Below are 25660 nucleotides of genomic sequence, written 5' to 3' on the forward strand. Positions count from 1 at the left end.
GTTTTAAGCCTTTTGAGCGGTCTTCTCAAAAGGCGCACGGCGAGAGAAGCCAGCGCAAAAAGGATCGCACTATTCCTGCAAAGGTGATCTTCCTTTTTGGTTAAACTAAGCGCTGAGTGGAGCCGCCGTAATGTTTTAAGCCTTTTGAGCGGTCTTCTCAAAAGGCGCACGGCGAGAGAAGCCAGCGCAAAAAGGATCGCACTATTCCTACCCAAAAGGTGATCTTCCTTTTTGATGAAACTATGTTTGATTAATTACAACAATTACCAGCTAACCTTGTGTATGTTTTTACCCTCTCTTACTCATTCTATGAGTACAGAAGGAGGTGAGAAACATGGCAAACAACAACAGCAGTAATTCAAACCAGCTTCTTGTACCTGGTGTACAACAAGCTCTAGATCAAATGAAGTATGAAATTGCTTCCGAATTTGGTGTTCAACTTGGAGCAGATGCTACTTCTCGTGCTAACGGTTCTGTTGGTGGAGAAATTACAAAGCGTCTAGTTCAAATGGCTGAACAACAAATGGGTGGTAGCATCCAATAATTAGATATATTATGGCTGGGAGAAGGGTGTTTAACTACACCCTTCTCTTTGTTTTTGAGAAAATTCCTTGAAAGTGACATAATAAAATATAAAGGATGAACGTTTACATAAATATTGAGGAGGAAGGGATTTATGGGAACGCTTTGGTATAACGGAACGTTTTTTACAATGACAAAAGAAGGCGAAACGGTTTCCGCTCTTTATGTTCAAGATGGTCGAATATATGATTTAGGTAACAAAGAGCTTTTGGAAAAACGTTATGCACATGTAATTGAGAGAAGGCATGATTTGTCTGGAGCCTTTGTTTATCCTGGATTTGTTGATAGTCACTTACATATTATTGGTCACGGTGAAAAGCTGATTCGGCTTGATTTATCTGAAGTGAGCCAAGCTGAAGAAATGAGGTCTTTACTAGAGAGAAAGTATAACCAATCAAGCGGTGACCAATGGATTTTCGGGGAAGGTTGGAATGAAAATAACTTTCCTGATAGGAAAATATTTCATCGTTTGGAACTGGATGAAATATCACCCAATAAACCAATGTTTTTAACAAGAGTTTGTCGACATGCTGCGCTTGTAAACACAAAGGCTTTAGAGATGGCAGGGATAACAAAGGAAACAAAAGACCCAACGGGGGGAGTCATTGTTCGTGATGACCATGGAGAGCCAACTGGGTTTCTTCTTGATACAGCAGCGGACTTAGTGAAAGAAAAAATTCCGGAAGTCACAGATGAATATGTGAATCGCGCACTTAAAGTAGCTGTTAACGATTTATTACGAGTAGGATTAGTTGGTGGTCATACAGAGGATCTTCATTACTATGGAGGATTTAAACAAACGTTTGATCAATTTATGAATGTCATAGATGGCAAACAAACGAAATTTCGTGTTCATCTCCTTGTTCATCATGAAGCAATCGATGAAATGGAAAAAGAAAATTATGATAAAGGGTCAATCACTCCTTTTATTGAACTAGGCGCAGTGAAAATATTCTCCGATGGTGCGCTTGGAGGGAGAACCGCTTATTTACGTAGTCCCTACACTGATGACCCATCAACATCAGGTGTAGCCATACATACGGAAGAAAGTTTACAGAAACTTGTAAGAGAGGCACGAAACAAGAATCGCCCTGTGGCCATTCATACGATTGGAGATGCTGCTCTTGATATGGCTCTAACAGCTCTAGAGCAATATCCAGTGACAGGAGGGAGAGACCGACTGATCCATGTTCAAGTAGTCGATGATACGCTAATTGAACGAATGAAAAAGTTGCCGGTGATACTTGACCTGCAACCAAGATTTGTTGCTTCGGATTTTCCTTGGGTGATGGAACGATTAGGAGAGGAACGAATTAAACATTCATTTGCGTGGAAAACGTTACTTGAAAATGGGTTACACTGCGCTGGTGGCTCAGATGCGCCAATTGAGCCTGTTGATCCACTTCTTGGTATTCATGCGGCCGTAACGAGAACCCGAATAGGAGAGAATCATGAAGGGTACTTACCAGAGCAAAAACTTACCCCTTTTGAAGCAGTGCAACTTTTTACATCGGGAAGTGCTTATGCGATTGAAAAGGAAAATGAACGAGGAAAAATAGCAAAAGGCTATGTAGCGGATTTCACGATACTTGACCAAAACTTATTCACAGTTAGCCCTGATAATATTTTAACTACAAACGTGGTGATGACTGTGGTAGATAATACAATTATGTATGAAAAATAATAAATGGCCTGTCCGAGAATTTTACGAGCTGGACAGGCTTATTTATTATACTTATTTTGGTTTGCTTAGAAAGTTTCGTTGAACTTTTTCCCAAAAAGAGTTGTTTTTTAATTTTAATACCTTAATTGATTGCTCAGCAAGACGGAGTTTTAATTGTTTAGCATGACGAATACTAAGGGCTTCATTATCAACTCCAATAATTGGGTGGTCATTTCCATCTTGTACAACTTTTAATGTTAATGATCTGTTTTGTCCAAGGAGAAAGGATGTACCAAGTGTACGATATTGGTTGTTATTTAATGAAGCGATTTCACTAACTTGTAAAGAAGGAAGGGTCGGATCAACTACAGCCCCATTAACAGACATGTTATAAGCCGTGCTTCCAGTTGGTGTGGATACGATCATTCCATCCCCTCGGAATGTTTCAAAATGCAAATCGTCAATGAATACATCAATGACAAATGTTTTGATAACATTTGAACGAATTGAGCATTCATTCAAGCAAAAAAATGGTTTCTCGTTATCTACTGTCACTTCAAGGATTGGATAACGTCGTACTTCCACCTCAGCGTTTTTCATAGCTTGAATCATTTGTTCTATGTCTTGAATAGAAAAATCCGTATAAAATCCTAACGAATCCGTGCTAACACCTACATATAGACAATCTTGCTGAAAGCCAGTCTTTCGAGTTGCTTGCAAAAAAGCATTATCGCCGCCTATGCTTGCAATTATATTTGCCTCTTCAACATTAGTAACGATGTTAAAATCGTTCTCTTCAGCAAGAGTACGTAACTGGTGTACGATTTCTTCCATTTCATTTGTACGCTTATAGGATAAATACAGGTTGGTTCTAGATGACACAATTCTCATCCTCTCTGAAATGTCCTTTTATCAATTTTATGTTATCATATCCATTGATTGGGAAAAAGAAAGAAAAAGTGAAATTAGAGGAGTGAGGGAATGAGTCGTAAACGTTGGTTAGCGTTAATTGCTGTTGCTATGCTATTGGTGGTTTCGCTCGTGGTAAATGCAGCGACATCGATGATTTTTTCAAATACGAGTTCATTGATGGATTCCATGCGACATCATGATTGGACTGAACAGATTCTTGAGACAGGGGAAGAGTTTGGAGGTCAAATTGTTGTATTAGAAGTTAATGGGGTCATACAAGATGTAGGGGATGGAGGCTTATTTGCACCAACTGGCTACAGACATCAAATGTTCTTGTCGCAAATTGAACAAGCGGGTAAAGATCCCAATGTTGAAGGGATTATTCTTCGGGTAAATACCCCAGGCGGTGGCGTTGTGGAAAGCGCTGAAATACACGAGAAAATCGTTGAAGCACAAACGACTTATGATAAGCCAATCTATGTTTCAATGGGAAGTATGGCAGCCTCTGGAGGATATTACATAGCTGCACCAGCTGATAAAATTGTAGCGAGCCCACAAACGATAACCGGGTCAATTGGTGTCATAATGGAATCAATTAACGTAACAGAACTAGCTGAAAATTATGGAGTGAAAGTGAATACAATTAAAAGTGGTCCATTTAAGGATATTATGTCTGCGACAAGAGAAATGACGGAAGAAGATAGAGCAATCCTTCAATCTTTAATTGATGAATCGTATGATGAGTTTGTTCGAGTCATTGCGGAGGGAAGAAACATGACTGAGTCTGAAGTTCGTACAATAGGGGACGGACGAATATATAGCGGAAATCAAGCTTTGGAGCTTGATTTAATTGACGAGCTTGGAACTTTAGATGATACGATTGCTATGATGCGAGACCATGTTGGAAATTTTGATGTAATTAAATATGAGCCACATGTTGGTTTTCCAGGCTTTCTTTCTTTGTCGTTGAAGCAATGGTTCGGTAATAATACTGGAGAACTAGCAACACTTGAACGAATCTTAGCTACACATCGTTCACCAAGTTTAAAATATATCTATACAGATTAAGGAGGGGAGAACATTGAGTCAATTAGTTGCACGAGCACTTCTGCCAAAACGAAAACGTATCGTAAATAGTCGTTTACGAAATCGAAAGGTACAAGACATTCATTCTCCTCCTGAAATTAATAAAGATATGGAGAAAGCGGAAACCTCCGTATATTTTGCCGGATTTTGGATGCGGCTTTGGGCATTTCTTTTAGATATGATAACGGTATTCTCATTAAATGGATTACTTGTATACCCGCTGCTGCGGCTAACGAATGTAAATGGGTTGTTATCACTTGGTCCTTTTAACCTAGAGACAGTTTTATCAGCTGTCATATTTTTCTTGTATTTCGCGACTATGACAAAAATTTACGGTCAAACAATTGGGAAGATGATTTTGGGGCTCCGCGTGATCTCGTTAAAGAATGATGAATTAAGTTGGACACAAATTATTTTCAGAGAAGGCGTTGGGCGCTTCATACATCAATCTTTCTTTCTACTTTATGTCATTTACGTTATGGTTGCTTTTACAACAAAAAAACAAGGTCTTCATGACGTGATTGCAGATACATGCGTTATACATGAACGCGAAGAACAGACTCATATGTAATTTTGAGTAAACCTGCCAAAACTGGCAGGTTTATTCTGTATAAAAAAGGAGAAACTAGGTACAATTGAACTTTGTAAAAGGGGTATTGTATGGTTTGGACGATAATTATTTCAGCAATAATAATCTTGTTTACCATCATAATTTTTTCAAGGGTGAAAATATATATAGATTATCGACATAATCAAGATGATGACTTACTTGATGCCAAAGTCACGTTTTGGGGGATGAGAATTTATACATTTTCGGCACCTGTAATAAAAATTGATGATGATACGGCTTCTTTGATTGTGGAAGAAGAACAAAAAATTGCGGGTATAGAATCAAAAAAAGCACTTCCTGTAACGCCAGAATTGCTGCAACATTATTTTCGGTGGTTAAAGGATTTTTTAGACCACGTAGTCGGCCTGCATAAGATCGTAAGAAAATTTTTAAAAAAAGTTAGAGTAAATTCTTTCACATGGCACACAGATATTGGGGTTGGTGATGCGGCTCACACGGCTCAACTTGCTGGAGCAATTTGGGGGGTAAAAGGGAATATTATTGGATTAGTTGGTAATTATATGAGAATGAAGTTCATGCCCAAGCTAACAATAGATCCACATTTTCAAGCGATGGTATCTCACACGTACCTTTCATGCATGTTTTCGTTTAGAATCGGACATGCTATCGTTGCAGGTCTAATGTTACTCAAGCATTGGAGACGAAGACCGAAAATGTCTAAAACAAATTCGGTTGAAAAAAATATGTAATTTTTGAAGGAGGAAACGATCATGACAGACCATCCTATTCAAGGCTTAATGAAGACGGCAATGGAAAATTTAAAAGAAATGGTCGATGTAAACACAATAGTTGGTGACCCAGTTGAGACTCCTGATGGCAGTGTCATTATGCCAGTTTCTAAAGTGGGCTTTGGTTTTGCGGCAGGTGGTAGTGAATTTGTTATCGAAGAACGTGGCCCAAAAGAGGAACATAAGCATCCTTTTGGTGGAGGTAGTGGTGGTGGGGTATCCATTACACCGATTGCCTTCTTAGTTGTAAACAGTGAAGGTGTTAAGATGGTACATTTAGATAGCAACACTCATTTGTATGAGAAGTTACTTGACTTTGCTCCACAAGTTGTTGAAAAAATCCAACAAATGGTTGGTAATAATGGCAATAGTGGTTCTAACAATGGTTCTACTACTACTTTTTCAAGTACAACAACTACAACAGATCCTAATAATCAACCACCACTTTAAGAATGGGGATAACCCCATTCTTTTCTTTTTAGAAGTTTTATGCATATAACTGGCATATTTTCCTAGCCTCATGTAAGATGAACTTGTACATAATGATTAGGAGGGGTAACAATGGCTGAAATTACGTTTAAGAATAATCCGGTTACACTATTAGGTACTGAAGTAAAGGTTGGAGAAAAAGCACCCAATTTTACAGTTCTAGCGAATGACTTATCAGAAGTTACATTAGATGATACAAAGGGTAAGGTACGCTTAATCAGTGTCGTTCCGTCAATTGATACGGGAGTGTGTGATCAACAAACACGTCGCTTTAACGAGGAAGCGGCAGGGCTTGAAAATACACAAGTGTTAACAGTCAGCGTCGACTTACCATTTGCTCAAAAGCGTTGGTGTGCAGCTGCAGGAATTGAAAATGTTCAAACGGTTTCCGACCATCGTGATCTTTCATTTGGAGAAGCGTTTGGCGTTGCAATTAAAGAGTTGCGTTTGCTAGCTCGTGCGGTGTTTGTCATCGATTCTAATGATGTTGTCACGTATGCTGAATACGTTTCAGAAGCAACGAACCATCCTGATTATGAAGCGGCAATTGAAGCTTGTAAATCTGCAAAATAATAATATTTTGAGGGTCTGCCCGGCTAGCTATAGGGTGGGCCTTTTCTATTTTCTTTCTACTTGAACTAACTTTCTGTATGAAAGAGTAGCTATCTGTTTAAAATGGATTAGTACTAAAATCATAAGTAGTATTAATAACACGCTTTTGCTAAAATAGTGGGATGAAGTTGAGTGTTAAAAAGGGGAGAAGGTCTTGAATAGTACGAAAATGGAAGAGTTATATACATATTTAGATGATGTAGCATTATATTTAGAAACGAATGGGGAAGTGACATATTTAGAAGGGCTCGCAGAAGCTGGAGAAAATCTTTTTAGAGGAGTAGTATGTCAAAGTGTTAATCCAGAACAAAAAGAGTGGCTTCTTGATAAATTGAGCAGTATGGACCTAGAAAGTGTTACAAAAGAGGATGTAAGAAAAGCGTATCAACTAGCAGTACTAAAAGGGATGAAAGGAGCAGTTCAGCCTCATCACTCTATGACGCCTGATGCTGTATGCTTATTTTTAAGCTATCTTGTTAATAAAGTGCTTAATAAGAGTGAAGAACCTGCCGTACTTTTAGATTTAGCTGCAGGTTCAGGTAATTTAGTCAATACTATTTTAAATCAATCCAATAAAAGCCTTTCAGCTGGTGCTTTTGAGGTAGATGAGACGTTGTTAAAGCTAGCATTTGTTAGTGCTAATTTACAAAAGCATGAGCTTCAGTTGTTTCATCAAGATAGTATTGAGCCGATTGCATTTCAGGAAGTAGATTTAGTCGTAACGGATTTGCCTGTAGGTTATTATCCAAAAGATCAAATAGCTCAAGACTATGTACTTAAAGCAGAAGAAGGTCACTCATTTATTCATCATTTAATGATTGAGCAAGCCATCAACAAGACAAAAGCTGGTGGGTTTTTGTTCTTTCTTGTTCCTAATTTTCTTTTTCAGAGTGAACAAGCAAAGCAGTTACATGAATATGTGAAAGGTAAGGCGAACATTTTAGGATTGCTGCAGTTGCCAAAGAGTATGTTTCAATCTGAACAATTTGGAAAAAGTATCTTTATGCTTCAAAAGAAAGGAGAACAAACTAGACAGCCGAAGCAGGCGCTTCTAGCAGAACTTCCTTCTTTCAACAAAAAAGATTCTCTTGCTGATATGATGAAGCAAATAAATAAGTGGTTTCAGGAAGAGTTACGCATATAAAATAAAAAGAGTGTGACCTTAAGCTAAAGGTACACTCTTTTTTGGTTTAAAAAAATTCTGTTTTTAAAAAAGCGATTTCATTTCTGAAAATAAAGAATATACGCGAAAAAAGTAGAAAAAAGGCGAATAAACTTGAAATGATGAATCGCTGGTGCTTAAATGGAAGAGGATAAAAGAAGATAAGAGGAAAAAAGGAGCGGTCAAAGCGAATGGCAAAAATTATTGCAATAAATGCAGGTAGTTCATCATTGAAATTTCAACTTTTAAATATGCCTGAAGAAACAGTTGTTACAAAAGGTTTAGTAGAACGTATTGGTTTAGAAGATGGTGTATTTACTATTGAAGTTAGTGGAGAGAAGAATACAGAAACATTGAATATCCCTAATCATGCCGTTGCTGTAAAAACGTTACTAGATAAGCTAACAGGCCTTGGAATTATTCAATCTCTTGATGAAATTGAAGGAATTGGTCACCGTGTTGTACATGGTGGAGAGAAGTTCAATGATTCTGTTTTAATAACGGATGAAGTGTTGGCAGGAATTGAGGAAGTGTCTGAGCTAGCCCCTTTACATAACCCTGCTAACGTAGTTGGAATTAAAGCGTTTAAAGAAGTGTTACCCAATGTACCAGCTGTAGCTGTATTTGACACAGCATTTCATCAATCGATGCCTGAATCTTCTTTCTTGTATAGTTTGCCGTATGAATATTATGAGAAATATGGCATTCGTAAATATGGTTTCCATGGTACATCACACAAATATGTATCAGAGCGTGCAGCAGAACTGCTAGGGCGGCCTATTGAGCAACTACGCTTGCTATCATGTCATTTAGGAAATGGAGCAAGTATCGCAGCCATTGAAGGTGGTAAATCAATTGACACGTCAATGGGCTTTACTCCACTTGCAGGTGTAACAATGGGAACGCGTTCAGGGAATATTGATCCTGCGTTAATTCCATATATTATGGAAAAAACAGGCCAAGACGCTAATGGTGTTTTAGATACGCTAAACAAACGTAGTGGACTACTAGGTGTTTCTGGTTTCTCGAGTGATCTTCGTGACATTGAAGGAGAAGCGGAGAGTGGTAACGAACGTGCTGAATTAGCCCTTGAAGTATTTACTTCACGTATTCACAAATATATTGGCTCATATGCGGCTCGTATGAGCGGTGTAGATGCAATTATCTTTACGGCTGGTATTGGTGAAAATAGTGATGTCATTCGTGAGCGTGTATTAAAAGGTTTAGAGTTCATGGGTGTTTATTGGGATCCAGCTTTAAACAAAGTTCGTGGGAAAGAAGCCTTTATTAACTACCCTCATTCTCCAGTAAAAGTAATCATTATCCCAACAAATGAAGAAGTAATGATTGCGCGGGATACAGTTCGCTTATCAAAGTAATAGATCCAATACTCTTAAACCCTCCGTCCCTTAGGAGGGTTTTTTAGAGGCCATTGAAAAAGGTATGGTTTTGACCTTTTTCAATGGTCTTTAAGCAATGAGCGGAACCGTTGCTTTGTCTAAAAGCCTGCTATGAATGGGTTTCTCATAGCAGGCGCGCAACGTGTGGAGCCATTGCTGCTTCCTCGAATCTACTAAAAAGGACTTTTTCAGTGCCCTCGGTTTTTTACTTAATGCAGTTTTGCTTTTACGATGTAACAACGCTATCATTAGACTGAATTCTTTCTATGGCGCATAGGATATAGAAAGCAGCGTTAGGGGGGATTGCACTTGTTACAGTTGCATGAAGGAGAAACAATTACAACTTTTTTTCTTATCAAAGAGAGAGAAATAAAACAAGCGTCAAATGGTAGCGATTATGCGAACTTTAAGCTAGAGAGAAATTTAGAAGTTATTCCGGCAAGGCTATGGAATATTACTGCAGATCAAATAGATCAACTGCAAAGAAAAGCGATTGTAAAAGTAGAGGGTACTGTCGTAAATTATCGTGAAAAATTACATTTGACGATTCAAAGAATTCGTCTTGCAACAGAAGCAGACCAAATCAATGTTTCAGAATTAATTTCTAAAAAGGGAGTTCACAGAGAAGTTCTTTGGCATGAGCTCAGGTTAATGATGGAAGAAATTGAATCGGAAACGATGCGTCAGATCATTAAACAGTTATTTAGCCGAAAAGCCTTAAGAGAACGTTTAACAACGATTCCAGCATCTAAAAACTATCATCATACATATTATGCTGGATTGCTTGATCATATCGTTCATGTCACACAGTCAGCACTGCAGCTTTTACCCCTTTATCCAAAAATTAACAAAAGTGTTGTGATCACAACATGTCTCATTCATGATTTAGGAAAAACAGAGGTTTTTACAGATGCGGTCGCACCAGATTATTCAACGGCAGGAGAGTTTTTAGGACATATTACATTAAGTCTTGAACTTGTCCAAGATGCAGCAAGAGAAGCAGGAATTTCTAGGGAAAATGACGAATTATTAGCTTTAAAGCATTGTATAGCCAGTCAATACGGAGAGGTAAGTCAAGGATTTGGAAGTACTGCGTCTCCGAAAACAGCGGAAGCAATCTTTTTTCAGCATATTAAACAAATGAATGCAACGCTACAAGCTTTTGAAATGGTACAAGAGAAAGCAAATGAACAATGGGTGTATTCTCCAATGTTAAAAAGAAAATTGTATACGAATATGTATGATTATGGTAATAAAGAGGGATAAAAACAATGAAAAAAACAGACCAATTACAAATTCGATTACACGAGATAAACGAATGGGAAGAGGCTTTCTTTTCGTATGAAGCTACAGATTTTAAAACGACGTATAGTAGGTGGACGGAGCAAGTTTTTGACCAGCTAAGTGAGAAGACTAAAGAGAGATGGCTTACGGCCATGGATACATGCTTATTGCACTTGCAAGCTTGGCTACACCATTCTAGGTCCTATGAAGAAGCAAAACGCAGAGTCATCTCTCATGCACGTACATTCGATCCTACGATTTCAACGATTGATGACTTACAAAGTCTCCCACTAGAGCAATTAGACTATTTAGCTGATCAGTTAATGGCAAAACAAAGATTGCTTGCTTTAGGTCAAGGCGGGTTAACTGGAATGGGGGGGGCCTTCCTCCTGCTTTCAGATTTACCTGCTTTAGCAGTTATCCAGTTACGGTCCTTGCAGCATCTTGCTTTAGTGTATGGATATGATGTGAGACGTCCTGTCGAATTAATGAACATGTTAAAGTTATTTTATGTTGCGACGATTCCAAAATCCTATCAAGCAAATGAATGGGACAAGTTGTTGAGTGAAGTGGAAAATCAAGAACGAGATCATGTCTTTTATAGTGGGGATGATGCCATTATGCAAGACGCCATTTTTGAACAATTAACAAAGCAACTTGTGAAAAGCTTTGTGATTACTATGCTAAAAAAGAAACTTATTCAAGGTGTTCCCTTAGTTGGAATGGCTGTAGGAGCGGGCTTGAACTATCGCTTCTCACAACAAGTCATTGATGTTGGGCAACATTTTTATCAAAAGCGTCGATTAATAGAAGAAATGTAAAGAAAGAGCTGTCTGAGACGAAAGTTTTTTCAGACAGCTCTTTTAGAGGTTTATGAATTTTTTAGAGAAAACAGGCAACATCTGTGATGGTTTTGCTATGATGTTACTAGGCAGCTATTGATGTAAGTGATGGTGTGGTGCGGAACCAAATCCATAAGTCATTAATAATTGAAGCGAGTTCAGCCATTTCCAAGTTTAATTCACACGAACGTTCAAAATCTTCTTCTAAAGTTAATTGATTATGAACTAGCTCTATTTGCTGTTCAATTTCTTTAACCCGATCAGGAATGGTCCCTCGGATCGTTTCCCACCTTGTTAGGATCTTTTCTTGGCTGTCTCTATCTAGTTCAGTCCAAGATCCTTGGATTACTGGCAATGATAGACGAAGTCGTGAATCATAATTGAATATTACACTCATGTAAATCACCTCAACTTCAATTTTAAAAGAGGAAGACGAAAATTGGAAACAAAATCAAAAAAAAAAGAAAAAAATATACTTGCCAAAACCAATCACCCCTGTTAAAGTTATGAATATTAATAAGAATTGTGTTTGGTTTTATGCAAAGTAGTGCAAGCAAGTAGAGCACTCATTTTTTTGAATAAGGATGTATAAAAATAATATTCTGAGTATTAATATTCATTGGAGGTTTTGAGAAATGAGCAAAGAGAAAGTAGTTTTAGCATATTCAGGTGGGTTAGATACATCAGTAGCAATCAAATGGTTAGCAGATAAAGGTTATGACGTTATTGCAGTTGGATTAGATGTAGGTGAAGGAAAAGATTTAGACTTTGTTAAACAAAAAGCTTTAAATGTAGGTGCGATTGAGTCTTATTCAATTGATGCAAAAAAAGAGTTTGCCGAGGACTTTGTTTTACCAACATTACAAGCTCATACAATGTATGAAGAAAAGTACCCACTAGTATCGGCTCTTTCTCGTCCACTTATTTCTAAAAAACTTGTAGAAATTGCTGAGAAAACAGGTGCTTCAGCTGTTGCGCACGGTTGTACAGGAAAAGGAAACGATCAAGTTCGTTTTGAAGTTTCTATTCAAGCGTTAAATCCTAACTTAAAAGTTCTTGCTCCTGTTCGTGAGTGGGGTTGGTCACGTGATGAGGAAATTGCTTATGCAAAAGAAAATAATATTCCAATTCCAATTGACTTGGATAATCCTTACTCAGTTGACCAAAACTTATGGGGACGTGCAAATGAGTGTGGAATTCTAGAGGATCCATGGGCGACACCACCAGAAGGTGCGTATGAGTTAACAAATGCTATTGAAAATACTCCAGATCAAGCTGAGATTATTGAGATTGGTTTTGAACAAGGTGTACCTGTTACATTAAACGGCAAGTCATATCAATTAGACCAGTTAATTCTTGAATTAAATCAAGTAGCTGGTAAGCATGGTGTTGGACGTATTGACCATGTAGAGAACCGTCTTGTTGGAATTAAATCTCGTGAAGTGTATGAGTGTCCAGGAGCGATGACATTAATTAAAGCTCACAAAGAGCTTGAAGATATAACGTTAACGAAAGAAGTAGCGCACTTTAAACCAGTTATCTCTAAGAAATTATCTGAAGTGATCTACGATGGTCTTTGGTTCTCACCAATCACAAAAGCATTGCAAGCATTTTTAGAAGAAACGCAAAAAACAGTAACAGGTGTTGTACGTGTGAAATTATTTAAAGGTCATGCGATCGTGGAAGGTCGTAAATCACCGAACTCTTTATACAATGAAAAACTTGCTACTTATTCAACAGATGATGAGTTTGATCATAGTGCAGCAGTTGGTTTCATTTCATTATGGGGCTTATCAACAAAAGTGAATAGCATGGTGAACAAAGAGAAGAAGGAGGTCACTCAGTAGTGGCTAAGCTTTGGGGTGGACGTTTTACAAAAACAGCTGAGGAGTGGGTCGATGCATTCGGTGCATCGATCGGCTTCGATCAAGCACTAGTTGATGAAGATATTGAAGGAAGTCTTGCACATGTTACTATGCTTGGCAAATGTGGCATTCTTCCAGCGGAAGAAGTAGAACAGATTAAAGCAGGACTTAATATATTACGTGAAAAAGCTAAGAACGGAGAACTAGAGTTTTCTGTTTCTGAAGAGGACATTCATTTAAATCTTGAAAAGATGCTTATTGATGAAATCGGTCCAGTTGGTGGGAAATTGCATACAGGGCGCAGTAGGAATGATCAAGTTGCAACTGATATGCATCTTTATTTACGAAACAACACGAAAGAAATCATGGGAGCTGTAAAGAAGCTACAAGAAGCGTTGTATAATCAAGCAACGAAGCATGTAGAAACATTGATACCCGGCTACACACATCTTCAGCGTGCTCAACCTGTTTCTTTTGCTCATCATCTTCTAGCTTATTTTTGGATGCTTGAGCGCGATTACGGTCGTTATGAAGATAGTATGAAACGGTTGAATATCTCCCCACTTGGAGCAGGTGCATTAGCTGGTACGACGTTTCCGATTGACCGTGCGTATTCTGCCGAGCTATTAGGCTTCGATGATATTTATCATAATAGCCTTGATGCGGTAAGTGATCGAGATTTTATTGTTGAGTTTTTAAGTGCCTCTTCTGTCCTAATGATGCATTTGTCTCGTCTTTGTGAGGAGTTAATTCTTTGGTCAACTCAGGAATTTCAGTTTATTGAGATGGATGACTCATTTGCAACAGGTAGCAGTATTATGCCGCAGAAGAAGAACCCAGATATGGCTGAGTTAATCCGCGGAAAAACAGGACGGGTCTATGGAAATCTTTTCTCATTATTAACAACATTAAAAGGATTACCGTTAGCTTATAACAAAGATATGCAAGAAGATAAAGAAGGAATGTTTGACACAGTTGAAACAGTCAAAGGATCACTTAATATCTTTGCTGGCATGATTGAAACGATGACAGTGAATACAGATACAATGGAAAAAGCTGTTCATCAAGATTTCTCAAATGCAACAGAGCTTGCTGATTATTTAGCAACAAAGGGAATGCCTTTTAGAGAAGCGCATGAAGTAGTTGGCAAACTAGTTCTTGTTGCCATTCAAAAAGGCGTGTTCTTACTAGATCTTCCTTTCTCCGATTACAAAGAAGCAAGTAGCTTATTTGAAGAGGATATCTTTGATGTGCTTCATCCAAAAACAGTTGTTGCACGCCGAAATAGTGCAGGGGGAACTGGTTTTGACCAAGTGAAGCTTGCTTTAGAGAAAGCAGAAAAATGTATAAAGTTTTAAGCTAATCGATAATTTGTGAACATAAAACTAGTTGGTCTGTTCCATACTAAGTAAGCGATTGAATACTTAAAAGGGGGACATCAACATGAAAGAACACAAATTATCAAACCATGTTTATGATGCAGAAGGAGAAATGTCTGTTCATCAGCAAGTAATGGATTCTTATAGTCAAGGGACGCATGAACAGCGTCATCAAGACGAGATGCAGCACCAATACGATAAGACAAAGTATTAGGCAGCCAAAATCATGAAAAAGAGACTGTATTCATAGTCTATACAATAACCCATTTAATAGTGGTTATTGTTTAGCAGCTATGGAGCAGTCTCTTTTTTTACTATCCGCTTAAAACATAGTATCATTTACTTAAAGAAGATATGGGTGAGGAGGAGTAGACATGCGTCATGCCTTCATTACGGCTGGAACGAAGGGATTAGGTGTTCAAGTGACTGAGTCTCTACTTGCTAAAGGATATTCCGTGACGGTAACCTTTCGAAGTGATCAAGACGTTGTAAGATCATTAGAAGAGAAGTGGAAGGAATATGCAGACCTGCTGCAATTTGTTCAAGCTGATGTGACAAAAAAAGAAGATATACAACATGCTGTTGATCTAGCTATGGATCGATTTAAGAGGATTGACATTTTAATTAATAATGCCGGTCCATATGTGTTTGAGCGGAAGAAGCTCGTTGATTACGAAGAGTCTGAGTGGTATGAGATGATCGAAGGGAACTTAAGTGCTGTCTATCATTTACTACGAAAAGTAGTCCCTATTATGAGAAATCAGAATTTTGGACGGATTATTACATACGGATTTCAAGGAGCCAATAGTGCCCCTGGCTGGATCTATCGCTCAGCTTACGCAGCCGCAAAAGTCGGCCTCGTTTCGTTAATGAAGACTGTATCGATTGAAGAAGCTGAATACGGCATTACGGCGAATATGGTGTGCCCTGGTAACATTTTAGGGAGCATGAAAGAAGCGACGATCGAAGAAGCAAGGCAACAACAGGATAGTGACACACCGATTGGACGATCGGGAACAGGGGAAGATATTGCAAGGTCTATTCTTTTTCTATGTGATGAAAATGCCGATATGGTTACAGGAACGGTTCTTGAAGTAACGGGCGGAGTCGATGTTATCCATCGATATCGGTGATACAACAATAGATTAGAAACCGAGATAACTAGTAAAATCATCAATTGTATTTAGCATTGAAAAATGCTCAGAGTAGCAAAAAAACTCTGAGCGTTTCTTTTATCGTCTTCTTCAATTATAGCTATCCATTACTTGAAGATGATGTTATGTCAAGAAAAATAATTCATATTGGTTTGTATGAAGTACTTTTTCCCATGCTTTTCTGTCTGTTTGGGTCATCATCGGCTTTATGAAGACTTTTTCCCATGCTTTTCTGGACTGGTTTGGGCTTCAAAAGCTTTATGAAAGATATTAGTTTATTCAACTTTTTGCTCATTTAGTTTAACATTAGTTTCCTTTTTATTTACATAGAAAAAGAATTCCTTGTTAAAGTAATGCACGTCACATATTGAAGATTATTTATTGTTTAAATGATAACCCTACTTCTTCTAATGACATTCTCATAATAGGTAAGGAAGCTGGTCCAATACCATGAATTTTTAATATTTCTTTTTCAGTGTACTTCGATAGTTCTTGCAAAGTGTCAATCCCTTCGTGAACCAACGCATTTCTTGCAGGTGAACTAAGTTTCGAAAGGAAGCCGCTTTTAGGCTTATTCTCTTTATCACAGGTAGGGCAACTTGAACACTCACTACTTTTATAATACTTATGTCCCTTTTCACAAACCCTTAAATTTTTTTCTTCTGTCAAAATAATCCCTCCAAACAAATTCTGTATCCAATATTAGTATATTATACTTTGTATACACTCCCGGTAAAACTATGTATGTTCCTATTCAACAATGTCACTCCACAATGGCACCGCGCGCCGTGCGTCTTTTGGGGTGAAATCGAAGAAGAGCAATGGCTCCAGACGCTGCGTGCCTAAAGGAGAAGATCGCTCCTTTAGGCTTAAAAGCAGGCAGCGGCACCGCGCATTGCTAAGAGCCCAAGCAAAAAAAGGAAGAGCATCTTTTTTTGCTTGGGCTCTTGTATAACATTCCATAATTTAACACACCTTAATGATGAGGTGATGTTTATGATGAAATGGTATGTTGTGCCTTTTGTGATTGTTGTTGTGCTGGGGTTGTGTTTGCCGGTTCAGGCGGCGGGGACGGAGCTGATGACAGCTTTTTCTCTTAGGGTTACCGTCGTTGAAAATGATGTGATATATGAATGGGAATATGATAGTCCGAATCATTATGAATATGAGCAAGGAGAGCGGGTAGTAAAGGGTGCAGAGGCAAAAGAGAAAGTGGAAGAGATCGTCCAAGAATTAAAGCTGGATGAACATGCTGATGTAGACGATTTAGTAAAACGCCTAAAAAACTCATCTCATCCGGACATTGAGCGCCTAGATATACGCTATATGAATCAAGATAGTAAGTTGTTTACTTGGGTTTGGGAAGCGTAGCAATTTGATAAAAAAAGAATAGCTTTGAGGACACTGAAAAAGGGGATTTTATCCTTTTTCAGTGTTTTCCTGTAAGACTTCTCTCACTATTTATGGTAAGATTAGGTTGAAATTAATTATAGGAAAGGTCAATTTGAAAGAGTTAGTAATGGAGGTCAACTATGGTCGTTCACGATTACTTTACTTAGTATTGTCTATAGTAATAGCTCTTTTTTTATGGTTGGAGAAGGAGCTTTTGTTTTATTGTCAATGGTACTTATAGCTAAATCAAATAGTTGAAAAAGCTGATAATAAATGGCTCAGATTTTCTGGAGTGATTACATATCTGCTATATTTTTTCATATATAGCTTATCAAGTTACAACATGGTTTTATGAGAATTTTATAGGTTAGTCACATAGCGCTGATCCAAGATTTAAGGACAGCACTTTTTGATTGTTATTGGAGATAGCGTTGAATAAATAAAAAGTGATAAATCAAGAAACAAAAGTAATTGATTATTACTTATCGAACATTCAAAGGCTCTTGTTAATAATATTTAAATTTCGAATGAGATTTATCAGTCTCAATTGTATTTTTAATAAAGCTTGATTATAGATTAGAAACATAAAAAGCTACCGTAACTTTTTATAGTATGGTAGTTTTTTCTTGATAAGTTGTCTGTTCTTATCAGCTTTACAATAAAAAAAGAGGACCCGATACTCTTAATTTGACGGGTTATAAGTAATTTAAGAAAAAGTTATTGAAACACAAAAAAAGATGAGGAAATGCCTCTATCCTTTTATATAATATGGTTTTGGGTTTGTGGATTCGCAAATTTTTTATCTGATTTTTGATAAATGTTAATAAGGATGTCTAATTCCTCGCTACACTTCAATACTTCCTAAGACAAGATACCAAATTTGCTAACATTAGAATGGAGTTTTGTTCGTTTATGTTCAATCTTCAAAAGCAATTCTCTTTTTTTCTCCATTATTGCTCCTCATCTATTATAATATTTAATATTGAAATTTCCTTAGACATAACTATAATTTTATTAAATATTAATAACTGGTTCAAGTAGTTAATTACATTTTTTGGCATTTTATCCAATTTTGTAAGGTGGTTTTACTATTTAATAGCCTACTATAATTAAAGAGACAAAAGTCCTGTTTTTTAAAAAGGTTGGTATTATTATGAGTAAAATAGTGGGAACGGGATACGGTATAAAAGCACCTAAATCTAGTAATATTAAAGAGTTTTTAACAAATTTAAAAGGAGGTTGTGAATGGTCTTGAATCTGTAACTAATTTAAGCCCTAAAGGAGAAACAACCATTGTTGGAGTTATTAGAGGTCCATTAAATGAAATTCCACCAGACCAATAATATGAGCGTTTTTTTAGAAAGACTCTTTTAGGAATGGCAGCGAGGGCACTGAAAAAGGTCGATATTCACCTTTTTCAATGCCCTCGAAGCAATGTGCGGAGCCGGTGCAATCTTTATAAAAAGCCTGGCATGAGTGGGTTTCTCATACCAGGCGTGCAACGTGCGAAGCCATTGCTACTCAAATAAGAGCCACTGAAAAAAGGGTGGTTTTTACCTTTTTCAATGGTTTCAATGGCAGCTGGAAAAGAGGCTTTAACTTATTCAAAGTTAGAAGATTTAAGTCATAAAAAAAGAGAGATTTTTTTCGGTACATCTGTTGGTAACATTGGTGAAATCACTTTCCAAGAATCTATTATAAATGCAAATTTAAATAACTATAAAGAAATCCCCATTACCAATAGTCAAGCTTTAGGAATTCAACTGAATGACTTGATTAAAAAAAGGTGTTCAAAAGAACTGTTTGGTCATACGGTACCATACACATCTATAAAAAGTATGATAGGAAATCCTTTTGGAGCTGCTGGCATTATTCAAGTGATTTCTTCCTTATTAAGTATTAATTACGGAATTATTCCTCCTACTATTAAAACAACAAAAAGAGGGATTTAAGAAAATGAATATCGTTACACAAACACTTACACAACCTGTAAATGAGGTGGCTATAACAAATCATGGATAAGGAGGGAACAACGCCTGCGCATATGTAAAAAGATATAAAAGGGATGAATAAAAATGGTAATTGCTCTATTAATTATATCCATTGGGTTAATCCCTTTGGTATTAGCAATAAATGTATTACGTATTTATAAAGGTTCGGAGTTAGGGATCGCACTGTTACTATTCATGATGTCAATTAGCCTTTGGCAAATTGACATAGGTGTGTTGTATCTCAAGGATTTTCTACCCGAGACGATGATCTTGGACTTATTTCGTCTTTTTCGAATAGGGCCTACATTTATAGTGCCTTTAACCTTTTATTTGACCTACTTAATTATTAGAAAACATGCCCCTAACTTTAAGAATACGTTCTGGTACAAGCTTGCTTTATCTGTTTTCAACACAAAAGTATTATGTTTATTTTTCCTATGGACTATAGCTATTTATGTACTTAATTGGACCGAACTAGGAATAGAGGGTTTAAGGGTAGTGACGGTTTGGAATACGGAGACCAGTCTATACTTCCCTGTTTATGGACAATTCCATAGTCTTTACCTTTTACATACAAGCATTTTTATTTTTTTATTACTTTTTATTATTATTATATCTAAAGGAATTCAAAATATATATTTGCATTCTTTTTTAAGTACATTTTCCTTCTGCTCTATGCTGTTATTTATATCGGGATTTCTAAACTTCATACCTGGTACAGGAGCAATATTTAGTAGCATGGGGGTTATTATTTTTTCATCGACTATCGTTTTTTCTTTTGTAAAGATGAACAATTTAACAACGCTAAAGTATAATCGCTTAGTAGAACGGCAAAAAAAGCTTGATTACACCGGTGATATAGCCTCAAGTCTTATTCATGAAGTTAAAAACAACCTGCAAATTATTAAGGCATATTCAAAACTCCTTAGTAATACCGAAACCATGCCAACTGAAAGTGTAAAAATGGTTGATATGATTCAAAAATCATCTCAACAATTAGAGAACCTTACACATAGTTATAACGAATATTTAAAAACCAAAGCTATTGAATTCCAATTTGTAGATCTTAATGAAACTATTAATGAAGCTATTAGTATTACTCATGAAATTAGAAAAGAGAACAACATAAACTTATCTTATATAGAAAAGTACAAGCCCTTAAAAGCATATGTTAGCGATGTCTATCTAAAACAGGTCTTTGTCAACTTAATTAAGAATAGTTGTGAATCCATTCACTCTAAAAATATTCAACGAGAAATAACGATAAGTACGAAGATAAAAGATGATCACATTATTATTGATTTTTCTGATACTGGTCAAGGCATACCCATTGATCAATGGGAAGCAATTTTTGATCCATTTATTTCATCCAAGCATCATGGGATGGGGGTAGGACTTCCTTTTTCTAGAAAAATCATTTTTGAACACCGTGGAGAAATAAAGGTTCTTGAGAGTAGTTTGAAAGGGACTACTTTTAGAGTTGCGCTTCCCCAATATGAATTTAGTAATTCTTAGCTAGTTCTTTTCTTAACCTAGAAATGTGAGGATTTCAAAGACAGCTTAACTTGTTTAGCTGTCTTTTTAACCATTCTAAAAGGGCCTATCTAAAAGCCTTAGGAACCGTTTAACGTTACGCATCACTTGAGATTTTTTACAATTATCGTTGTAGTAAAATATGTTCATTTTCACATGAAATATCCTATTGGTCGGTAAAAAAAGAGCGAGTACAAAATACAAGATAAGTTAGTATGAGTGGCTTGAAAATGAATACGGTTTATCGTGCCGTTAAAGATTTAGAAGAAAAAGGACATAGCGTAAAGCAAATATTTCTTGCGTTGATAATGATGAAGCTGGAAGAGAATTTCATGAGAAATCACGCAAGTCGTTAAAGCGAGAAGATACACTTGTCGATCACAGACCAAAGATTGGAACGATGAGTGTAAAGATTCTCTTTCTAGCAGCAAACTGTCGAATCAAAAACAAACACAACTATGAATGTAAAAGAAACTAGGCTGTTAAACTCCAGCTGATTATTCAATTAAAGGGCCATTTAATTGAATAATAGGTTGCAGAAAATGCCACTTTTTTATACAGCCATCAGGCGCACTTGAGCGTGTGTAAACGTTAATTTATCAACAAATCCTGCATAAACAATAAATTGTGACAAGTTGACCCCCCTTGGCACCCAAGGGGGGTTGTGTTGGGGAACTTCTGTTAGGATTAATTATGTTAACTAAAGATGAATAATTTATACAGCCTCTCAGAATATTAATTTAGTAATTCACTTCTCAGTATTGTGATGGCTTGCCCTAATAAGAAAACTCTATCATTATGTAATTTGATTTTTAGAATTCCTCCTCTTTTAGAAGCCTGATACGCAAGAAATTCGTTTTTGTTTAATTTCTCTTGCCAATATGGACCTAAACAACAATGCGCAGACCCTGTAACAGGATCCTCGTTGACTCCTACAGCTGGAAAGAAACATCTTGAAATAAAATCGTATTCATTTGATGTTGATTTGCTTGTTACAATGATTCCTCTAGTATCGATTTGTTCTAATAGTGAAAAGTTAGGATTTAATCCTCTTAACATTTGATCTGAGTCTATTTCAATTAAATAATCAAATCGGTTTCGTCCAACATAGATTGGTTGAATTCCTAATCCATCAATAAGTTCATTGGGATAAATATTTTCCTGTTTAGGTTGTTCAGATGGAAAATCTAATTCAATCCATTCCCCACTTTTACAAGCTGTAAGTACCCCACTTTTAGTATAAAATTTAATTGGTTGTTCTGAGTTCATGTGACCCAGTTCCCATAAAATATGCGCACTCGCCAGAGTAGCATGTCCACACAAATCTACTTCTGTATTTGGAGTAAACCACCTCAATGAGTATCCATCTTGATAAGGATGAAGGAAAGCAGTCTCGGATAAATTCATTTCAGTAGCAACATTTTGCATCCTAATATCGTCTTGTGAAGTAGAAAGAACACAGACGGCTGCTGGATTCCCTTTAAAAGCTTGATTTGTAAAAGCGTCTACTACATAAATAGGTGTCGTCATAATCTAAATTCTCCTCTTTAAATTCTTAAGTACTCTATAAAATTCCCAAAAAATTCAAACGAAAAGAAAATACTTTTACTTCTAAGATCGGAGTTTATGTAAATATGTAGAAAAAGAAATATGCTTTTCTTATTCCGCAATCGGGCGCGCGCGACAAGTTTCTATTTTATCAGCACTCCATGCCCGTTTGAGTAGTTCAATTCCCGCACGAATGTCTGTCTCGGACAACCCTCCAAAGCCGAGCAATACCGTGGAAGTCGCAGTTAATTCCTGTTCCAACGCGTAAACAGAAGTCGGATAAACGTTAACTCCCTTTTGCTTTGCAGTATGAACGAGTTGCGATTCGCTCATTCCATTTCGTACCCTGAGCAAAATATGTAGACCCGAGCCCACGCCAATGATATCGGCGATGCCTTGAAAAGCGTGCCGAATGGCCTGTAACAGCATGTCATGTTTTTTATGATACAAGCTTCGCATTTTGCGCATGTGCCGTTCAAAATCGCCAGACTGCATGAACAACTGTAACGTTTTTTGGAAAATCGGTGATGCCAGTTGATCATAACTATGCCTTCTGAACCGAAACTGTTCCAGTAGTGCGTGTGGGAGCACGAGATAACTGAGCCTAAACGAAGGAGTCAATGCTTTGGAAAACGTGCCAACGTAAACAACCCGTCCATCATTGTCAAGGCTTTGCAGCGACGGAATTGGCCTACCGTTGTAACGAAATTCGCCATCGTAGTCATTTTCAATGATGTAGGCTTGCTGTTCCTTTGCCCAATGCAGCAACTTGATCCGTTTGTTGACTGACAATGTCATGCCAAATGGAAATTGGTGCGAAGGTGTTACATAAACTGCTTGTGCTTTACTAGCGTATACCTCTTCAATTTGGATTCCGTCGCTTTCCAACCGAAGGGGACGACAGTCAAAACGGAACTGTTCGAACAACGCTTTCACTCCATCGTTGACTGATTCTTCCACCGCCATGCAGGTTACATCCTTCTTGAGCAGCTGAAAAAGTAGGTCAAGTGAATGATACGTACCGGCGCCGACGACGATTTGTTCTGGTGAGCATCGGACACCACGGATTTGATGTAGATATGTCGCAATTTCCGCACGTAGCTCAGGTTCTCCTTGTAAGTCGCCATACAGCAGGAGACGACTATTTTCTGGCAGCAAGCACCGATTCATCAACTTTCGCCATTTTGTAAGTGGGAAACTTTCCAAATCGACGCTACCGTAGCCAAAATCGTAAAGGACCATCTCTTCTTGGGGTGCGTGATAGGCACGTGGCAGTGAAGGCAATACGGTGGACTGGCTCCTTACGAGCGATGTAGGTGGTGAAGAAGTGAATGTTTCCACCTCGGCGGCAAAAAAACCACTTCGAGGCTTACTTCTGATATACCCCTCCGCAAGCAGTTGATCGTATGCAAGCGCTACGGGTGTTCGGCTGACACCAAGATGGGCGGACAGTCTTCGGATGGAAGGTAGTCGGTTGTTAGTTGGAATGCGACCCGCCACTATTTCGTCACGGATATAGTGATATAGCTGCATATACAAAGCTTCACCTGATGTTTCATCGAGCTTAGGCGTTAGTTCGATCATCGACATTCCTCCTCGTATTTCATACTAACTGACATTGACAAAAGTCAAAAACTGACCATTTTAAGAATGACAAATCCCGATTATGCTTATCATATCATCTTGTTCACTGATCATAAAGACTGGATGACATCAAACAAGGCCAGTTTCTTAAATAACTGGCTATTAAGGAGAGTAAAACGATGAACATTATACTACCACATATCCAGCGATTGGAGCCTTATGCATCGGGGTCCCAACCCCCGAAGAAAGTAGTGTAATTAAGCTAAATCTGAATGAAAATCCGTATCCACCATCGCCAAATGTCCTTAAAGTGCTTCGTACGACTAACGAGGAAGCACTACGACTCTATCCTGATGCTCGATGCGATGAGCTTCGTGCAGCATTGGCGAAACAGTACGGTGTAGACAAGGATCAGACATTTTGTGGAAACGGTTCGAGCGAAATTATCTCTCTAATATTCACAGTGTTTGTAGAATCACATTCCCGTATCGCCATTCCAGATCCATTCTTCTCGCTTTACCATAGCATTGCATCTATTCATCAAGTAGAATGTGTCAGAGTTCCGACTCGAGACGACTTTTCAGTAGATGTAGACCTGCTACTTGAAAGTGGTGCACATGTAATAGTGCTCGTAAATCCAAACGCGCCAACTGGTCGGCTACTGCCTCTTTCAGAAGTAGAACGGCTTGTGAACCACTTTCCGGGACTTGTTATTGTCGACGAAGCCTATATAGATTTTGCTGAATCTGGCTTGTCCGCTATTCCGTTGATAGAACGCTATAAAAACTTGGTGGTTGTACGGACTTTTTCCAAAGTGTACTCCCTGTGCGGAGCGCGGGTTGGCTACTGTTTCTCCAATAAAACGTTGATTACCGCGTTAGAAAAGGGTAAAAGCCTTTACAATGTTAACGTGGTCAGCCAGAAGCTAGCGTTGGCAGCTTTGCAAGACCAAGAGTACATGAAGAACACTACTGCTGCTGTGCAACGCACCCGTGACGAATTCTGTACAGATCTCTATAGGTTAGGGTTCGACGTAATACCATCCCAAACCAATTTCATCTTATGTTCACCTCCTCCTCAAATCGGAGACAACGGAGCTCAAGAATTGTATGAGAAACTGATGGAGAGAAACATATACGTTCGTTACTTTAAAGACACTCGCCTTTTCGACAAGCTGCGTATATCCAACGGTACCAAAGAAGAAATGGAGATTTTATACAATGAGCTCCATCGTCTACTAGGGAAATGAAATTGTTATGACCTTAATAGTGGTGAAAGTGTGTTTTGCAAAATAAAAGTGCAGAGTTTTGCAAAGACAAAATTTCGCAGCAACTTTACACGGAGAGGTGGGCATGCTAGCCTCCATGGCATAGCCAAGCCCTGTAACTACTGGCTTCTTGGCTAAAAGAGCATGCCCATAGAGGCTCCGTGTTGCAATACTCTGTATGCGCAATTGCAACTATGTGTACTTTTTCTCTGCAAAATACAGAAAGTGAAAAAGCAGTTCAGCACTGGAAAATCTATTATTGAGACTACGCTTCTACCAGCTGAATTTCTCGCTAGAAAAGTGAATATCGAATACGGCAAGAATTCGTTACTTATAGAGCCACAAAAAAAACGACACACAAAATTGGTATTATACGTCACTTTTGAATAGGAACTTTTATGCTGATCCCATAAATCCATCAATTAACCAAAGTAAAAAGTGTCACAGAACTCTAGTTCGAACAACACAGTGATATGTAGATAATGGAATAGCACTTGGTAGTTAAAGTAATGGGCATAATTATAATGACTTAAACGGAATGTTATGATCTTTACTA

At 37.7% G+C, this 25660-nt stretch carries 25 protein-coding genes and 1 pseudogene; 20 read left to right on the forward strand and 6 right to left on the reverse strand.

The window, feature by feature from the left end; translation table 11 throughout:
• Positions 1–334: 334 nt before the first annotated feature.
• Both SAY88_RS22145 and SAY88_RS22150 read left to right on the forward strand, forming a co-directional pair.
• On the forward strand, positions 335–544 hold the full coding sequence (locus tag SAY88_RS22145) for an alpha/beta-type small acid-soluble spore protein (RefSeq protein ID WP_332634408.1): 210 nt from the start codon (positions 335–337) through the stop codon (positions 542–544).
• Positions 545–676: 132 nt separating this feature from the next.
• Positions 677–2266, forward strand: coding sequence for an amidohydrolase (locus SAY88_RS22150; protein ID WP_332634409.1), 1590 nt, complete (start codon positions 677–679; stop codon positions 2264–2266).
• Positions 2267–2317: 51 nt separating this feature from the next.
• On the opposite strand, the gene SAY88_RS22155 is transcribed toward SAY88_RS22150, so the two are convergent.
• Positions 2318–3127: an NAD kinase gene (locus tag SAY88_RS22155; RefSeq protein WP_332634410.1), complete on the reverse strand. Its 810-nt coding sequence runs from the start codon at positions 3125–3127 to the stop codon at positions 2318–2320.
• 99 nt (positions 3128–3226) lie between these two features.
• Between SAY88_RS22155 and sppA the strand changes: the two genes are divergently transcribed.
• From sppA to SAY88_RS22200, 9 genes are all read left to right on the forward strand, one after another.
• Complete coding sequence (gene sppA, locus SAY88_RS22160) at positions 3227–4225, forward strand: signal peptide peptidase SppA (protein WP_332634411.1); 999 nt, start codon at positions 3227–3229, stop codon at positions 4223–4225.
• A 13-nt stretch (positions 4226–4238) separates the two neighbouring features.
• Complete coding sequence (locus SAY88_RS22165; protein WP_332634413.1) at positions 4239–4814, forward strand: RDD family protein; 576 nt, start codon at positions 4239–4241, stop codon at positions 4812–4814.
• Between the two features lie 89 nt (positions 4815–4903).
• Positions 4904–5563: a DUF2953 domain-containing protein gene (locus SAY88_RS22170; RefSeq protein ID WP_332634415.1), complete on the forward strand. Its 660-nt coding sequence runs from the start codon at positions 4904–4906 to the stop codon at positions 5561–5563.
• Between the two features lie 21 nt (positions 5564–5584).
• Complete coding sequence (ytfJ, locus tag SAY88_RS22175; RefSeq protein WP_332634416.1) at positions 5585–6052, forward strand: GerW family sporulation protein; 468 nt, start codon at positions 5585–5587, stop codon at positions 6050–6052.
• 111 nt (positions 6053–6163) lie between these two features.
• Positions 6164–6664 (forward strand): thiol peroxidase, encoded by a 501-nt coding sequence (tpx, locus tag SAY88_RS22180; RefSeq protein ID WP_332634417.1) that lies wholly within the window; start codon positions 6164–6166, stop codon positions 6662–6664.
• A 193-nt stretch (positions 6665–6857) separates the two neighbouring features.
• The gene (locus tag SAY88_RS22185; protein ID WP_332634419.1) at positions 6858–7847 is read left to right on the forward strand and encodes a class I SAM-dependent methyltransferase; all 990 of its coding nucleotides are present in this window, start codon (positions 6858–6860) and stop codon (positions 7845–7847) included.
• A gap of 209 nt (positions 7848–8056) precedes the next feature.
• Positions 8057–9244: an acetate kinase gene (locus SAY88_RS22190; RefSeq protein ID WP_332634420.1), complete on the forward strand. Its 1188-nt coding sequence runs from the start codon at positions 8057–8059 to the stop codon at positions 9242–9244.
• Between the two features lie 330 nt (positions 9245–9574).
• A complete protein-coding gene (locus SAY88_RS22195; protein WP_332634422.1) occupies positions 9575–10531 on the forward strand; it encodes a 3'-5' exoribonuclease YhaM family protein in 957 nt (318 codons plus the stop codon).
• A gap of 5 nt (positions 10532–10536) precedes the next feature.
• Positions 10537–11370: an EcsC family protein gene (locus tag SAY88_RS22200; RefSeq protein ID WP_332634424.1), complete on the forward strand. Its 834-nt coding sequence runs from the start codon at positions 10537–10539 to the stop codon at positions 11368–11370.
• Positions 11371–11476: 106 nt separating this feature from the next.
• On the opposite strand, the gene SAY88_RS22205 is transcribed toward SAY88_RS22200, so the two are convergent.
• Positions 11477–11788: a hypothetical protein gene (locus SAY88_RS22205; RefSeq protein ID WP_332634426.1), complete on the reverse strand. Its 312-nt coding sequence runs from the start codon at positions 11786–11788 to the stop codon at positions 11477–11479.
• Positions 11789–12026: 238 nt separating this feature from the next.
• Here SAY88_RS22205 and SAY88_RS22210 point away from each other — a divergent pair, with 238 nt between their 5' ends.
• The 4 genes from SAY88_RS22210 (at position 12027) to SAY88_RS22225 (ending at position 15768) form a co-directional block, all read left to right on the forward strand.
• Positions 12027–13238 carry an argininosuccinate synthase gene (locus SAY88_RS22210; RefSeq protein ID WP_332634428.1) on the forward strand — a complete coding sequence of 404 codons (1212 nt, stop codon included), beginning with the start codon at positions 12027–12029 and terminating at the stop codon, positions 13236–13238.
• The gene (gene argH, locus SAY88_RS22215) at positions 13238–14614 is read left to right on the forward strand and encodes an argininosuccinate lyase (protein ID WP_332634430.1); all 1377 of its coding nucleotides are present in this window, start codon (positions 13238–13240) and stop codon (positions 14612–14614) included. The genes SAY88_RS22210 and argH overlap by 1 nt, the downstream gene beginning before the upstream one ends.
• 85 nt (positions 14615–14699) lie before the next feature.
• Positions 14700–14849, forward strand: a complete 150-nt coding sequence (locus SAY88_RS22220; protein ID WP_161784691.1) for a hypothetical protein — start codon at positions 14700–14702, stop codon at positions 14847–14849.
• A gap of 160 nt (positions 14850–15009) precedes the next feature.
• Entirely contained in the window at positions 15010–15768 is a 759-nt protein-coding gene (locus tag SAY88_RS22225; RefSeq protein WP_332634433.1) for an SDR family oxidoreductase, read from the forward strand.
• Between the two features lie 399 nt (positions 15769–16167).
• Here the strand turns inward: SAY88_RS22225 and SAY88_RS22230 are convergent, their stop codons facing one another.
• Positions 16168–16458, reverse strand: coding sequence for an RNA polymerase alpha subunit C-terminal domain-containing protein (locus SAY88_RS22230; RefSeq protein ID WP_332634434.1), 291 nt, complete (start codon positions 16456–16458; stop codon positions 16168–16170).
• Positions 16459–16785: 327 nt separating this feature from the next.
• Between SAY88_RS22230 and SAY88_RS22235 the strand changes: the two genes are divergently transcribed.
• Positions 16786–17160 (forward strand): hypothetical protein, encoded by a 375-nt coding sequence (locus tag SAY88_RS22235; RefSeq protein ID WP_332634436.1) that lies wholly within the window; start codon positions 16786–16788, stop codon positions 17158–17160.
• A 780-nt stretch (positions 17161–17940) separates the two neighbouring features.
• Here the strand turns inward: SAY88_RS22235 and SAY88_RS26090 are convergent.
• A pseudogene (locus tag SAY88_RS26090) lies at positions 17941–18042 on the reverse strand (Spo0E family sporulation regulatory protein-aspartic acid phosphatase); the annotation flags it as partial.
• A 713-nt stretch (positions 18043–18755) separates the two neighbouring features.
• Between SAY88_RS26090 and SAY88_RS22240 the strand changes: the two are divergent.
• From SAY88_RS22240 to SAY88_RS22250, 3 genes are all read left to right on the forward strand, one after another.
• Entirely contained in the window at positions 18756–19133 is a 378-nt protein-coding gene (locus SAY88_RS22240) for a hypothetical protein (RefSeq protein ID WP_332634437.1), read from the forward strand.
• 123 nt (positions 19134–19256) lie between these two features.
• Positions 19257–20687, forward strand: coding sequence for a sensor histidine kinase (locus tag SAY88_RS22245; protein WP_332634439.1), 1431 nt, complete (start codon positions 19257–19259; stop codon positions 20685–20687).
• Between the two features lie 248 nt (positions 20688–20935).
• The gene (locus SAY88_RS22250) at positions 20936–21061 is read left to right on the forward strand and encodes a hypothetical protein (protein WP_332634440.1); all 126 of its coding nucleotides are present in this window, start codon (positions 20936–20938) and stop codon (positions 21059–21061) included.
• Positions 21062–21440: 379 nt separating this feature from the next.
• Here the strand turns inward: SAY88_RS22250 and SAY88_RS22255 are convergent, their stop codons facing one another.
• Both SAY88_RS22255 and pdxR read right to left on the reverse strand, forming a co-directional pair.
• Positions 21441–22235: a PhzF family phenazine biosynthesis protein gene (locus tag SAY88_RS22255; protein WP_332634442.1), complete on the reverse strand. Its 795-nt coding sequence runs from the start codon at positions 22233–22235 to the stop codon at positions 21441–21443.
• Positions 22236–22364: 129 nt separating this feature from the next.
• Positions 22365–23837, reverse strand: a complete 1473-nt coding sequence (pdxR, locus tag SAY88_RS22260) for a MocR-like pyridoxine biosynthesis transcription factor PdxR (protein ID WP_332634444.1) — start codon at positions 23835–23837, stop codon at positions 22365–22367.
• A gap of 268 nt (positions 23838–24105) precedes the next feature.
• On the opposite strand from pdxR, the gene hisC reads away from it, so the two are divergent.
• Positions 24106–25086, forward strand: coding sequence for a histidinol-phosphate transaminase (gene hisC, locus SAY88_RS22265; RefSeq protein WP_332634445.1), 981 nt, complete (start codon positions 24106–24108; stop codon positions 25084–25086).
• The last annotated feature ends 574 nt before the right edge of the window (positions 25087–25660 follow it).

This window comes from Halalkalibacter flavus, from assembly GCF_036663575.1.
GTDB lineage: Bacteria > Bacillota > Bacilli > Bacillales > Bacillaceae_D > Halalkalibacter > Halalkalibacter flavus.